Genomic DNA, 14,067 nt, shown 5'->3' with positions numbered 1-14,067 from the left:
TCCGGATTATTTCAGGATGCTGGGCAGCCAGGTGGCGATCTGCGGGAAGATGAAGATCAGGGTCAGACCGACAAACTGCAGCGCCACGAATGGGCCGACCGAGTTGTAGACATCACCCATGCTAACATCCTTGGGCAGTACCCCTTTGATCCAGAACAGCACGAAGCCGAACGGAGGCGTCAGATATGCAATCTGGATGTTCACGATGAACAGCGCACCAAACCACAGCTTGTCGATGCCCAGTTCGTCAACGATCGGAATGAAAAGCGGGGTGCAGAGCATGATGATGGCCCAATCGTCCATGACCATACCCAGTACAAGGATGATCAGCATCATCATCAGCAGGATGCCGGTGCTGCCGCCGGGCATGGAAAGAACCAGATTGGTCAGCAGATCCTGGCTACCCAGTGTGTTGAACACGTTCAGATAGACGGTCGCGCCAATCAGAATCCAGAGCCCCATTCCGCTGAGCTTCAGGGTGGATACCAGCGACTCCTTCAAAACCGCCCAGGTCAGTTTTCCATAGATCAGGTTGATGACAAAGGCGCCTGCGGCGCCGAATGCGGCGGCTTCAGCCGGTGTCGCAATGCCGCCCCAGATGACGCCCAGCACGATGATGATCAGCAGTGCAAACGGCCAAATGCTGAGAACAGCGGTCAGTTTTTCGGTGCGGGTGAATTTCTGATCGGCGGGCAGGGCGGGGCCCAGTTCGGGCTGTATTTTGCAGCGGACACCGATGTAGATTGTGTAGAACGTCGCCAGCATCAGGCCCGGCAGCAGGCCCGCCATGAACAGATCGCCAATCGATACTTTGGCCAGAAGCCCGTAGAAAATGAAGGGAACGCTTGGAGGGATCAGCGCGCCCAACGCGCCGCCCGCAGCGATACAGCCGATGGCGATACGACGGTCATATTTGTAGCGCATCATCGAAGGGTAGGCGATCTGCCCCATGGTGGTGGTCGCCGGGGGCGTAATGCCGGTTATGGCGGCGAAGACCGTGCAAACCTGTACGGTACCCATGGCAAGACCACCATGAATATGGCCGATCAGCTTGTACACCGCATCATAGGCCGTCTCGGCTATCCCTGAAAATCGTATGAGTGAGCCCATGAACAGGAACAGGGGTACCGTTACCAGAACTGAGTTCCAGGGTGTTGAATAGAATGCGCTGGGGACGGAAAGCAGTGCACGCGGTTCGAATACCAGGGCAAACAGAACCGCTGTTCCGCCCAGACCGAACGCAACCGGCAGCCCCATGAAAAGGATCCCAAACAATATTAAGAAATACAGCGCTGTAATTAGTTCGAGGCTCATGATCTTCAGATTCCTTACCTAATGGCCGTTCGCGCGGTCTTTGTCGGGTTGCAAATCAGCAGTCTATCGAACGCTGACATGCGTCCATCTGGTCTGCTGGCCCGATTGTCGGGCCAGCAGAATCGTTTTTGGCAATGCGTGAGCCTTCACGCGGCGCGGATTATTGCGCGTTTGCCTTGTCTTCCAGGAACTTCTTGAAGATTTCGACGCCTTTGGCGTTGCCATCAGAAGCAGCTGCAACCTGCGGCCATACTTCCGCAATGGATTTCTCACGCATACGCGCGACTTCTTCAGGGCTCAGCTCGATCACTTCACCACCTGCGTCCCGCAGAATCTGCAGCGCCTCTTCGACACCTTCCGCGTGCATACGGCTGGTTTCGAAATAGGTCTCTTCAAAGACGCCATCGATTTTTTCCCGCTGCCAGTCGGTCAGGGCGTTCCAGCTCTGCAGGTTGATGAAGATTTCCTGATGCTGAGCAGGGTTCCAACCCGGCATGATGGCATAGTCGATCACTTCGTGGAACGACATGTCGTCGATGCCGCCGGTATCCCAATAGGTACCTTCGATCGTGCCAAGTTTGATCGCAGTGTAGATTTCACCGCCATTCATCGAAACCGGTGCGCCACCCATGGTCGAGTGGAAGATGGCCTGAGGTCCACCGGCACGCATCTTGTGCCCTTCCAGATCTTCCATTTTCTCAACGCGGAATTTGGTGAACATCGCGTTCGGGCCCTGGTTGGTCCAGCCAGCCCAGTGCAGGTTGCGTGCGTGCGCAGCTTCCTGAACGATATCGCCCACACGGTAGTCAGGGTTGCCCCACATGACTTCCCAGGCTTCCTCGGTGTTGTTGGCGCCCATTGCCATGCCAAAGGCCAGCATACCTTCGGGCATATCGCCACCATACACGGACCCCCAACCGGCATAACCGTCGGTCAGACCTGCCGCAGCAGCGCCAAAGGCCTCTGCGCCGCTGACCAGCGCGCCCGCGGGCTCGACGCGGATTTTCACCGTGCCTTCGGTTGCTTTCTCAACAGCTTCCACCCACGGGATCAATCCGTTGTCCCATCCGGCATCGGTCTGGTCGAATGCGGGCTGGAATGTCCACTCGGTTACTTCATCCGGCGGGCCGTCCTGTGCCACGGCGATGCTTGCGGTCACGGCAAAGGCGCCCGCCCACATAGTCGTGTGCATAAACCTGTCTGGTTTCATGTTAGTTCCTCCTTGTTAGTGGATCAGATTGTCTTGGTTTGTTTTTGGGAGTGGCCAGGCCATTTGACCTAGCTGCGCCCGAAAATCGTTTGCAGGTCTCGGAGCAAGTGTTTCAGTACGACCAGAAGAACCATGATTCCGCTTAGCGGGATGGCAAATTTGATCGGATAGATCGGGATCGGAATGGATGTCGGCGTCTTCTGATTGAGCATCAGCGAAAGCGATGCCGCTTCGTAACCTTTCCAGATCAACGCGACCAGAAACAGGATTGCGATCGGCGCCGTTAACACGTCCAGAATTGCTTTCGATCGGGTGCTGGCGTTTGCATAAAACAGATCAAGCTTGACGAAACTGTCATGCTGGAGCGCATAGACACCGCCCGTGCAGGCCAGCAAGACCATCGCTGCCTGCAAGGTTGTGCCGATCCATTGGGATGGGGCGTTGAGTATATAACGCATGAACACGTCCGACACGCCAAACGCCATGCAATACAAAATCAGGAACCAACCGATACGGCCCATGACCTCAGAAATTGCGCTTGTCACCTTTTCCAGTCCGCGCATCAGCATTCCGCCCTCACTGTATTTTTCATGGACCTTGTTCTCCTTCAAGAAGTCTGTGCACCAGCAGGATGTACCGTTTCCGCAGAAGCCGAGATTTTGCCAGGTACCGAAAAATTATTCGATGAAACTCTGTCCGATGTGAAGACAACGGTCTGAATCCGCTCTGCTTTTGGGTGCTGTCCGACTGACGCCAGATCAGCATAGCCTATTCTGTCCGCGTCGTGCAAAAACTGTTCAGGCGCAGCACAGAACGGAAGTTTGATTTTCGTGGTTAAGACAGGTTCGAAAGGCAGAGGGCGCGCGAAAATGCTGAACCTCTCAGGGGCTCGACGCGTATAACACTCATCCAAAACCATGCGAACGGTCTCCCTCCCTAGTCGCATCGAACGCTCCGGGGAGAGCCATATCTTGCATACGGAACCCCTCGGATCGCTACAGCAAACGCCAAGGAGTTCAACTGAGAAAGATACAGTTGCCAATTATAATAGGTACAGATGCAGCAACGCGAAGCGCCGGACCTGCACTGCGATCCGGAGTTGGTCAGAGATTTATGGCCGTGGAACAAGCAGGCAGCACAGAGGTGCCCCCGCGCTACCAAAATTGAGAGAACCATTACTTTACATACAGTTGGCCGACCACTCTTGTGCGAGTTGTCACATGCGGACGCCTCCGAAAACCGCATGATTTGGCTGCTTAATCCGGGTTGCTTTTTCTGGCTTTTGTCGACGTGTCTCTTATACTCGGAACACTTGAAAACCTGGATACAGTTTGCAAGTCGCGCCAATGAAACTGCGACTAGGGCCTGACACGGTATGACACAACGATTGAGTATCGATAAATCTCTGCCCAGTGGCTTACGCGACCAGATTGTTTCTCAGATTTCGCGGCTCATCTTCGAAGGCTTGATGCCGTCGGGGTTGAAGCTTGCATCGTGTCGGGAATTGGCACGCGATCTTGATGTATCGATCAATACGGTTGTCGCGGCGTATCGAAAACTCGAGGAAGAGCAGTTGATCGAGGCTAGGCCTCGTTCGGGTTATTTTGTCTGTTCTGATCGGGGGATGCGTACGGATAGCGGCGTAAACGGACGATCCGATGACAGGCAGCGCGCACCGATTAGCCTGAAACTGAACAAGCTGCGCCGCACCGAAGAGATCGAGACCATCTTTCGACCAAACGACTGGTACCGTTACGATTTTCCTTTTGTATGCAACCAGATCGATGATGGTGCATTTCCAGTAGCGGACTGGCGAGAATGCACACGGTTGGCCATGAATCGGAAAGACCTGAAAATATGGTCTGCGGATGGGCTGTACTCGGACAGTTTCGAACTCATCAATCAGGTACGGCAGCGTATCCTGCCGCGTCGCGGCATCTTCGAACCAAGTGACTCAATTCTGATCACACTGGGTTCGCAAAACGGATTGTTTATCACCAGCCTTCTGTTTGGTGGACGTGATCGAACGGCCGTAATGGAAGACCCGGGGTACCCTGATGCCCGCAAGATTCTTCAGGCAAATTTCGGGAAGGTGAATTTTCAGCCTATCGATGATGAAGGGCTGATCGTGGACGAGCGTCTGCGCAAAGCTGATCTGGTCTTCATAACCCCCAATCGTCATCACCCGACTACTGTTACGATGTCCGAGCGCCGGCGGCGGGCTTTGTTGCAGGCCGCAGAGGAGTATGACTTCTACATTGTCGAGGATGACTACGAATGTGACGTGGATTACCGGCACTCCCCTTTGCTGCCGCTCCGCAGTCTGGATGATACAGATCGCCTGATTTACCTGGGAAGCCTCTCCAAAGGTCTCTCACCGGGTTTGCGGTTGGGCTATTTGGCTGCCGCACCTGAATTCATCGACGCAGCGCGCGATTGCCGGGGCATGATGATGCGCCATCCACCCATGATCCTGCAGCATACCGCTGCCGCATTCATCAGATTGGGATACTACGATGGATTACTGCGCAGGGTACGCCAAAACTATGAGCAACGCTGGCATCTCGCTGACAGCATGATTCGGGAGAAGTTGCCCAATTTTCTCAGAACTGGTGAGTTTGGAGGGACGGTTTTTGTTCTTGCTGACCCCGAAACCAAGTTGGACGCCATGACCATCTGCCACGCCGCGTTGAAACGTGGTGTTATCGTAGAGCCCATCGGACCCTGTTTTTCGAATGCAAATGAGGGGAAGTATCACTTTCGCCTCGGCGTTTCGTCAATCCAGCCGGGTTTGATCCGGCAGGGAATCGAGTTGCTCTCAGAGGTCATTTCTGACCTGCGGTCCGCAGAACCTTAGCGACATGATGCGAGGCCTGAGCTGACCAAGGTTTTCCCTTGGACGATGACCCGTGGAATTTAGTCTTCAAGGGCCGAGTTTTGTCCGCCCAGCATTCGCGCGACCAGACTGGATAAAAGGCTCAGGGCATACCATGTCAGCAGAAAGCCGACGCATTCCAGGGCAAATGATCCCCATTTGTAGAACACGTCAGCAATAATGAAGGCAATCAGCAGCCAGGGCCCTTCCTGACGTATGAATGACTTAACACCCTGTGATTTGATCGCTCTATGCATGATTTTGATCCCTGATTTTTAAATTAAGATAACGGGTTAGACAATCACAGGCGGATGGCGGCGCGGTGCATCGTAGCGCTGTTGCGCAAACCAGGTCATCGTCGGTTCGATATCGCTTTGGGTGTTCCCACCTTGCAGAGTGTAACCGGCCGCCAGCCAGGTGAAGCCATCGTCGGCGACCTCCGCGCAGTTCGTATAGTCGCCCCATTTCCCCAACGCCGGGGTATCGGTGCCCTGCCGCGCCAGTGCCAGCCGCCAGACCTGATCGATGTCGTCGTAAGAGCCGACAACATGGCTTGGATGCAGGTTTCCACCGCCCGCGAAGACCGACAGCCCTACATCGCCAAACCGGTTGACGGCGGTCGAAGGGTAGGCGAATGCGATCTGACTGTTCCAGATATCGGGCTCGTCGATCAGCGACATGGTCGCTTCGTCAATGCGTACGGTTCGAATGAAGGGCCGGGGTCTGTTCGCCTGCCGGTTGGCCGTCCACATAAAGCCCAACACGCCCCGCCCCAGCCATCCGGCCATAATGCGTGGGTCGGTGCGCGACATCCAGTCGCCACCGGTGGTCTGCGCAGAATAACTGCCAGCAAACCAAGGTGTTACGTCAATGTCGAACTCATCAACGTCGGAAGAGTTCTCGGGCCATCTGAATACGCGGATCTGCGAGTTCGTGTTGTGGCTGGCAAAGTACATTGCCCCGCGGGCGCCCTGAACGCATCGCAGGGAAAAGTTGTCTTCCGTTTCGAATATGTCAAATGACAGCGCGGCTGCAGCCGCCAGCTCGTCCAGAGATATCCGCAGAATGACGGATCTTGTAAAAAGGTTGCTTGCGGCTGAGAACACATTTGTGCCCGCGTACATGTAGTTTTCAGACAGTGAAACGTGGTTGTAGTCAAACCACTCTCCGGCCCAGGCCGGATCAATCCCCGCAGGTGTAAAATCCCACAAGTTCCATGTGTCGTTTCCCAGCGTGCGGCCCTGTTTTACAGCAACCCTCAGCGTGTTGGTGCCGCCTTGCTCGATGTATTGAAGCAGCCAAATCAGCAGATCCCGGCTTGGGTCGTATATGGTGGTTTGATCACAGCAGAAGCCTCCGTCTACAGGTGGGAACAACGTAAACGGGCTCATATGAGACCAGCTTTGGCCACCGTCCAAAGACCGGCTTGCATACCAGTTCCCGGTGGCCAGAATCTGATTTCCGTTATTGGACACCGTCGGTTCGCCCACGGTTGAAGTTTGTCCATTGGTGTCAAAATCGGTTAGATTTACAGTATTAAATATCCTTGGCTGGTGGGTCGAGGGCATAGCAGCCTCCGTAAATTACTCATGTCAAAAGATGCGAAGAATCGATTAGTAATCCAGTTCAGTCGGTCCGGCTTCGCTGCCGGAACGGTCCGAGTTGTCCTCTTCGAGGTCGGGACCGCCCTTTTTGCGGATTTTCGACACTCTCTCGTCGCGTTCACTCAGCATTTGGGGGGTCATGAGGCCCGCTGCTTCTGCCCGCTCTCCCAATGCGGAATGGGCTGATGGTTGCGGTCGCACCTCGACCTTGCCCTTGCGGGTACTTCGCTTTCCACGTGCTTGATTTGCCATTCAACTCTCCTATCCGTTCGTTGATAAACGCATCCGAATTGGTCAGGTCGTCAGATGATGTTGAATGTGGCAAATATAGCAGGTTTTGCCCGAATCTTCAATTTAACTGGTCGGATGCGGTTCTCACTCTGTCCGAATTCGCGTCAACTAAAGAGGTAGCATTCTCGACAGGCGGCCCGAGAGAGGGAACAGACAAGCCTGCAGCGAATGGTAGATATCCGGTTTGCCATCGAAAATTGATGTCACGATGTTCCCGGCGTCGTCCACGGCAGGAAACCAGCCACCATTTTGATGATCCACAAGCGTTTCATTCGCATAGGTCCAAAGCTTCCTGTACCAGATTTCATCTTCCGGTCTTTTGTCCATTGCGATCAATGCGGCGACCGCGCCGATGGCTTCGGTCACCGGCCACCAAAACCGTGACGCATTGGCGACCTGACCTTTAAAGTTCAAAGTGTAGGCCAAGCCTCCGCCGGGCAGCCATGCATCGTCCAGAGCCCGTTCAATCAATCGACGCGCCGCAACCGGTGCATCCGTGTCCGGTCGGCCCGACAAATCCCAATGCTGCAGCTGCAGCCGTCCAAGTTCGAATGAATGGCCCGGGGTTGTTCCCGCGGGCCGGAACATCGGGTCGCCCACATAGTCGCGATCAATCTGCCAGTCGGCTGTGTAGTGCTCGGGCAAACGCCAGCTTTCTGCGGGCGCGATCCGACCGGTAAAGAAGTCGAGAATGCGACCGGCGCGCGAAAGGTAGATTTCATCGTCCGTCGCCTCATAGGCTGCAAGCATCGCCTCAACGCTGTGCATATTCGCGTTCATTCCCCGGTACGAGGAGAAAGGCGTCCAGTCCCGGTTCCATTCATCGCAGAACAGTCCTGCATCTTCGTCCCAAAAATGCGTGTCCAAAACCCGCCGGACGTCTGACAGGAGCCTATCTGCATCCGGGTGACCCGCTTGCTCTGCGCTCGATGCGGCCAGAAGAACAAAGGCATGCCCGTAGGCAAGCTTGCGATCATCCTTGATTTGATCACCCTCCAGCGCCCAGAGATAACCGGTATGATCCCGGTCTCTGTGGTGGCTGTTGAGATATGCCATGCCGTGGTCAATGATCCGCTCGGCGCCCCGAAAGCCGACAAGATGTCCCAGAGCATATGAATGCACGAGACGCGTGGTTGTGTGCAGTTCCTGCAGCTTGTTCGGTAGCGCGCTGCCGTCGTATCCGAGGATGAAAAATCCGGGCTCGTCCCGGCAACTCGTGCTGAAGAACTCCAGTTGACGGACAGCCTGATCCTTCAACCAGCTGCGGTGCTCGGATGTATCAAGCCAGAAGCCCGGCTCGGCATTTTGACCGGGTGGTAGCGACTGAGCATTGTCCATCTTCTTCATCTCACAAGGGGGTCAATCGGGCGTAAAGCGCGCTTCAGCAGTGGTGCCGTTCTGCGGATGCACCTACATACGCATCAATTCCGTGCGGATGATAGGTGTCATTTGTCGGCCCGGCACAAAAAAGTACTCGACCTCAGAGTGACGGTGTTGCCCGCGACATGCGCCGCGGACAAACCTGTCGCGTTCTTGCATTATGCAAGGGCGTCAGGCAGCTGCGATTTGTCTGGCCTTTTCAACCATGACTTCCGCCTGACGGATCGAGGCATAGTCGATCAGTCGGCCATCCAGAGATACAGCCCCTTTCCCGGCGGTTTCCGCCTCTGACATGGCGACCAGTATGCGCTGTGCTTTGGTCACCTCCGCTTCGCTGGGGGACATCACCTCGTTTGCCAGGGCGATCTGGCTTGGATGGATCGCCCATTTCCCCTCGCACCCCAAAACGGCGGCGCGTTTTGCAGCAGCCTTGTAGCCCTCAGGGTCCTGGAAATCTCCGAATGGTCCGTCAATCGGGCGCAACCCATTGGCGCGTGCAGCAACCACCATGCGGGCAAGTGCGTAATGCCACATATCGCCCCAGTGGGTCGCGCGGTTGGCGCCGTGATCGGGGTCGGTCAGTACCGAATAGTCCGGATTCACCCCGCCAATGATTGTGGTGCGGGCCCGGGTCGACGCGGCATAATCCGCGACACCGAAATGCAGGCTTTCATTGCGCTTTGAGGCCGCCGCAATCTCGCTGACATTCTGCATCCCAAGCGCGGTTTCGATGATGTGTTCAAACCCGATGCGGTTTTTGTAGCCCATCGCGTCTTCGATCTGCGTGACCATCATATCGACCGCGTAGACATCCGCCGCCGTGCCGACCTTGGGGATCATGATCAGGTCCAGCCGTTCCCCGGCCTGTTCGACTACGTCCACCACATCGCGATACATGTAATGCGTGTCCAGCCCGTTGATGCGCACTGACATCGTTTTGCTGCCCCAGTCAATATCATTCAGGGCCCGGATGATGTTCTTGCGGGCTTGTTCCTTTTCATCGGGTGCTACCGCATCTTCGAGGTCAAGAAAGATCACATCGACATCCGATTGAGCAGCCTTTTCAAACATACTTGGCTGGCTTCCGGGAACTGCCAGCTCGCTGCGGTTCAGACGTGCAGTGGCTTGGTCAATGGCGAAAAAACTCATGGGGTTTGGTCCTTCGTCTCAGGGATTGGGATCGATCAGTGGCTTGGCACAGAGTATTGCTAATTCAGATTTGTCTCTGGCTTTGACGGTGTTATTGCCGAGCAGAAGAACCGATCCACACGTCAGGATGCAACGTAACTTACTACTGTCACGGCACATCTATTTGGATAGGTAATTCCCCACCCATTTCGGTAAATATACCGCTGTATACCAACGCCCTGCCTACCCATCAGAGTGGCTGGGATTTATTTAGACCGCAAATTCAATGGGCAAGGACCAATCGGCACCGTGCGCGGGCATCCCCAGCCTTACCAAACCGGGGATACTGATCAGATGCATGGCTGGCTCTTGCAGAGCGAAGCGGATGCTTCAGGTCAGCACGGTGATTCCCGCCAGGATGACTCCGGCGATGAACAGCGTTTCCGCAATGATGAGCGCGATTGCCGCAGCGCCGACAGACAGAATCTGTTTAAGGTTTGTCTTCATTCCCACAGCCGCGATTGCGACAAGCAAAAGCCAGCGGGAAGACTGGCTGAGAAATTCAGCAAGCACCGGCGGGATCAGTCCGAACGAGGATGCCGCCGCCAGTATCAGAAACCCCAGTACGAAGCCGGGTAGCAGCGGTGGGCGCTTGCCTTCTTCGTCCATTTCGGCAAAGCTGCGGATGATCAGCGAGGCGACCAGAACCACGGGCGCAAGCATCGCAACGCGGAACAATTTGACGAGGGTCGCCGTATCTCCGGTTTGTTCCGAGATCGAGAAGCCGGCACCTACCACCTGAGCCACATCATGAATGGTGCCGCCCAGAAAGACACCGCCCGCAATCTCGTTCATACCCAATGTGCGCACAAGGATCGGATAGGCGATCATGGCGATGGTGGACAGCACGGTTACACCCATCACCGTGAAGATCAGGCGCTCTTCCGAGCGTTCGTCCTTTGGCAGAATTGCGCTGATCGCCATCGCTGCCGATGCACCGCAGATTGCGACCGAACCTGCAGTCAGAAAGGCAAAGCGCCATTTGTGGCCAAAGAAACGGGCGACGGACAGACCAAAGCCTATGGTCAGCAACACCCCTGCGATCACCAAAGCAATCAGGTCCCAGCCCAATCCCAGCATCAGGGTCATCGACACACGTACCCCCAGAAGGGCCACGCCGAGGCGCAGTAGTGTGCGGGCGGAAAATGCGATCCCCTCAACGGTTTTTCCTTCTTCGCCAAGAAAGCTGACCGCGATGCCCAGCAGAAGGGCCAGCAGCATGGCTGGGGTGGCATAGTGTTCGGACAGGAACTTGGCGGCAACAGCGACGGTCACGGCAATCATGATACCGGGAAAGAGCGTGCGAACACGCTCTTTGGTCCGCTCGGTGAGGGGCAGGGATGAGGAATCGGCGGACGCCATAGCTGATGGTCCTTTGTTGGTAATACTTGGGTCGCGGACCTGCTCGACGTGGCAGGCGGGCTGCCGTTTTTCAGGTTTTGCGGGCCTGCAGAATGGTGACAGCGATGATCTGCGTCACATCTTCGGCACTGCATCCGCGCGACAGGTCGTTAGCCGGTTTGGCAAGGCCCTGCAGGACCGGTCCGATTGCCAGATATCCACCCAACCTTTGCGTCATCTTGTAGCCGATGTTCCCCGCGTCCAGATTGGGGAAAATCTTGACATTCGCCTGACCGGCAACGGGCGAACCCGGCGATTTACGTTCGCCAATCGAGGGGACAAAGGCCGCATCGAATTGCAGTTCTCCATCCACATTCAGTTCTGGGTGTTTCGCCCGCAGAATATTGGTTGCGTTGATGACCTTGTCCACTGCAGGGTGCCGCGCGCTGCCTTTGGTAGAAAAGCTCAGCATCGCGATTTTAGGCTCTTCCTGCAGCAACGCGCGTGCAGAAACGGCAGATGCAGCAGCGATGCTTGCCAGTTCCTCGGAGTTCGGGTCGATCACGAGGCCGCAGTCGGAATACAGCATCGCCCTAGCACCCGCCGATGCGGTTTCGGGTGGGTACATCAGGAAGAACGATGATACCATTCCGGCATCAGGGCTCATTCCGATGACCTGGATTGCAGTTCTGACGACGTCACCGGTTGTATGTACCGCGCCACCTACGGTCCCCGTGGCATGTCCCAGCCGAACCAGCATTGCGGCATACACCAAAGGAGTCTCGGCCGCTTTGCGCGCGGCGGCGTCATCGATTCCTTTGTGCTTGCGCAGGTCAAGGTACTCGGCGGCAAAGGTGGCGGTCAAAGCTGATTGCGTCGGGTCGTGGATCTCAATGCCATCTCCGGCAGAGGCGTCTTCGGCGTGCAGGGCGGCTTCAACGTCGGCCTGAGGCCCGACGAGAATGATGTCGGTCAAACCAGCCTTTTGGGCTGCCAGAGCACCGGCGACGATGCGAGGATCGGTGCCCTCGCTCAGGGCGACGACGGGGCGTGTGTCCGGGGCGCTGGCCGCCAACAACTCGATCGGTGTTTTCGTCATGCGTCACGGGTCCTGCGCTGGTGTTGACGGTATCAGAACGGGGCCTTCGGCTCCTGTTCGATCATTGTGGGCTCACTGCCCCAGGTTCGCCTTTTGATCGCTTGGTTCCAGGTTACCGTCAAGCCGTTGCCGATAGGTCCAGATTCGTTATCTGGCTATAAACGACGGCTGTTCTGGACTGATTGGTGTGCCCGTCCAAGCCCGCCATTGTTGAATAGCGGCACCAGAGCCGCACCTGATCAGAGCCGGGGTTGCCGACATCTGTCCGGGTGCCGCCGACGGTACAGTTCCTGCCCGGTCAGTACCTCGGCGGGGTCAGTCCGGCCTGAAACCAGCTTACAAATGTAACAATGGAAAACACCGGCAAACCTGTCGCTTGTTGAATGTCGGGCGCATAGGGGCACATGTTTGTACACTCCAAAACGATTGCGCCAAGGTCAGGGTTGTCTGACTGCAGTGCAAGCGCGGCTTCAACATTGTCGGCGCGGGCTTTGTCCACATCCAGCGTCAACCTGTTTCCAAGGATCGCTGAGGTGAATTCGCGACCGCCCTCGGTCGAACCAATCGGCGTACCTGCGGGGACCCGAGCGCTCTCAAGATGCCTTTCGGTAAGTGTCGATGCTGAAACGGTCAGAATACCCGCACGCTTTCCGGCGGGAAGAATGCGGTTCACCATATCGACCTGCATCATAGAAGATGTTGCGACCGGGACCGGGACCGCCTCGGCCAGTTCTTCCTGAAACAGCGAGAGAAAGCCGCAGTTGGTGGTAATCCCGTCTACCCCATCTTTGACGAGGTCCCGGGCGGCATCGATGAATGTGCCCAGCATCCCCTCGGCGCGCTTCCGAACCACAAGATCAGGCGTAGCGTCCCGAACGATGCGGTAAAGCACCGGAAACGGCCAGGTCAGAGCATTGCCCATATCGCCGGGGATTCGCGGAAATTGCGCGTCCAGCATAAGAATGCCGACTGAGGCCCCGTAGATGGATTTCCCACCCTGCGCGATCATGGCTGCGCCTCCTGAATAATGCGGGCCGAGATATCTTCGGACCCCTCCATGTAGATGCTGGATATCCCGTGGCGCACGGCATCCTGCACCTGATCCATCCGCTTGTTTATGTGTGCGCCCAGAACATGTGCGGCCTCATCCGCGTCGCGGTTCATCAAGGCCTGCATGACGCGCTTGTGTTCGTCTTTTGAGCGTTGAACCCGGTCAAGGCTCATGGAAATCCAGCGGATATAGCGTATGCGCTCATTGATCCGCGTCAGGGTCTGCAGCAACTCCATGTTGCCTGACAGTCTTGCGATACCCAGATGGAACGCCTCGTCCCGGGTCACGGCCTCTTCGACCGTAAGTCCGGAGATGTCGATTCCCGTCGCATACAACTCATCGTGAAGTGCCCTCAGTTCGTCGGTTGTGGCTTTGGTGCAGGCCGTGCGGACGGCGGCGGTTTCGATGATTTGGCGCAGCTCAAACAGATCGAACACGCTTTGGGCATCCAGTGGACGGCAAAAGAAACCCTGACCCGGCCGAAAGTCGAACAACCGTTCCGCAACCAGCCGGTTCAGCGCCTCACGCAACGGAGTGCGGCTGACCCCCAGCTCTTTTGACAGGGCCACCTCGTTCAGACGGTCGCCTGGGCGCAGGCGAAAAGAGACGGCCATCGCCTTCACCTGATCGTAGATATCATCAACGCGTGGACCCGCCATGAGTTCCGTCTTTTTACTCTGTGGCCCATAGGTGCCACAGGCAATCCTTGAAATC

General features: G+C 56.2%; 13 protein-coding genes. 1 reads left to right on the top strand and 12 read right to left on the bottom strand.

All coding sequences use genetic code 11. The features are described 5' to 3' along the window. Positions 1 to 6: 6 nt before the first annotated feature. From RA27_RS12815 to RA27_RS12805, 3 genes are all read right to left on the bottom strand, one after another. On the bottom strand, positions 7 to 1,314 hold the full coding sequence (locus RA27_RS12815) for a TRAP transporter large permease subunit (protein ID WP_039539449.1): 1,308 nt from the start codon (positions 1,312 to 1,314) through the stop codon (positions 7 to 9). 160 nt (positions 1,315 to 1,474) lie between these two features. Then, the gene (gene dctP / locus RA27_RS12810; RefSeq protein ID WP_082025120.1) at positions 1,475 to 2,524 is read right to left on the bottom strand and encodes a TRAP transporter substrate-binding protein DctP; all 1,050 of its coding nucleotides are present in this window, start codon (positions 2,522 to 2,524) and stop codon (positions 1,475 to 1,477) included. 68 nt (positions 2,525 to 2,592) lie between these two features. After that, positions 2,593 to 3,093 (bottom strand): TRAP transporter small permease subunit, encoded by a 501-nt coding sequence (locus RA27_RS12805; RefSeq protein WP_039539443.1) that lies wholly within the window; start codon positions 3,091 to 3,093, stop codon positions 2,593 to 2,595. A gap of 818 nt (positions 3,094 to 3,911) precedes the next feature. Between RA27_RS12805 and RA27_RS12795 the strand changes: the two genes are divergently transcribed. Continuing rightward, complete coding sequence (locus tag RA27_RS12795) at positions 3,912 to 5,381, top strand: PLP-dependent aminotransferase family protein (protein ID WP_241484067.1); 1,470 nt, start codon at positions 3,912 to 3,914, stop codon at positions 5,379 to 5,381. Positions 5,382 to 5,440: 59 nt separating this feature from the next. On the opposite strand, the gene RA27_RS12790 is transcribed toward RA27_RS12795, so the two are convergent. From RA27_RS12790 to RA27_RS12750, 9 genes are all read right to left on the bottom strand, one after another. Beyond that, on the bottom strand, positions 5,441 to 5,656 hold the full coding sequence (locus RA27_RS12790) for a hypothetical protein (protein WP_039539436.1): 216 nt from the start codon (positions 5,654 to 5,656) through the stop codon (positions 5,441 to 5,443). A 36-nt stretch (positions 5,657 to 5,692) separates the two neighbouring features. Beyond that, a complete protein-coding gene (locus tag RA27_RS12785; RefSeq protein WP_241484066.1) occupies positions 5,693 to 6,889 on the bottom strand; it encodes a hypothetical protein in 1,197 nt (398 codons plus the stop codon). Between the two features lie 123 nt (positions 6,890 to 7,012). Beyond that, positions 7,013 to 7,255 (bottom strand): hypothetical protein, encoded by a 243-nt coding sequence (locus RA27_RS12780; RefSeq protein ID WP_039539430.1) that lies wholly within the window; start codon positions 7,253 to 7,255, stop codon positions 7,013 to 7,015. A 147-nt stretch (positions 7,256 to 7,402) separates the two neighbouring features. Continuing rightward, positions 7,403 to 8,632 (bottom strand): AGE family epimerase/isomerase, encoded by a 1,230-nt coding sequence (locus RA27_RS12775; RefSeq protein ID WP_039540000.1) that lies wholly within the window; start codon positions 8,630 to 8,632, stop codon positions 7,403 to 7,405. A gap of 213 nt (positions 8,633 to 8,845) precedes the next feature. Further along, positions 8,846 to 9,823 (bottom strand): CoA ester lyase, encoded by a 978-nt coding sequence (locus RA27_RS12770; protein ID WP_039539428.1) that lies wholly within the window; start codon positions 9,821 to 9,823, stop codon positions 8,846 to 8,848. 369 nt (positions 9,824 to 10,192) lie between these two features. After that, entirely contained in the window at positions 10,193 to 11,146 is a 954-nt protein-coding gene (locus tag RA27_RS12765) for a putative sulfate exporter family transporter (RefSeq protein WP_241484076.1), read from the bottom strand. Between the two features lie 148 nt (positions 11,147 to 11,294). Beyond that, positions 11,295 to 12,302, bottom strand: a complete 1,008-nt coding sequence (gene pta, locus RA27_RS12760; protein ID WP_039539422.1) for a phosphate acetyltransferase — start codon at positions 12,300 to 12,302, stop codon at positions 11,295 to 11,297. Positions 12,303 to 12,600: 298 nt separating this feature from the next. Then, positions 12,601 to 13,311: an aspartate/glutamate racemase family protein gene (locus tag RA27_RS12755; protein ID WP_039539419.1), complete on the bottom strand. Its 711-nt coding sequence runs from the start codon at positions 13,309 to 13,311 to the stop codon at positions 12,601 to 12,603. Further along, positions 13,308 to 14,012, bottom strand: coding sequence for a GntR family transcriptional regulator (locus tag RA27_RS12750; protein WP_039539417.1), 705 nt, complete (start codon positions 14,010 to 14,012; stop codon positions 13,308 to 13,310). Before RA27_RS12750 ends, RA27_RS12755 begins: the two co-directional genes overlap by 4 nt. Positions 14,013 to 14,067: the final 55 nt, after the last annotated feature.

The sequence above is a fragment of the Ruegeria sp. ANG-R genome (genome assembly GCF_000813985.1).
Lineage (GTDB): Bacteria > Pseudomonadota > Alphaproteobacteria > Rhodobacterales > Rhodobacteraceae > Ruegeria.
This window is presented reverse-complemented; position numbering and strand designations above follow the sequence as displayed.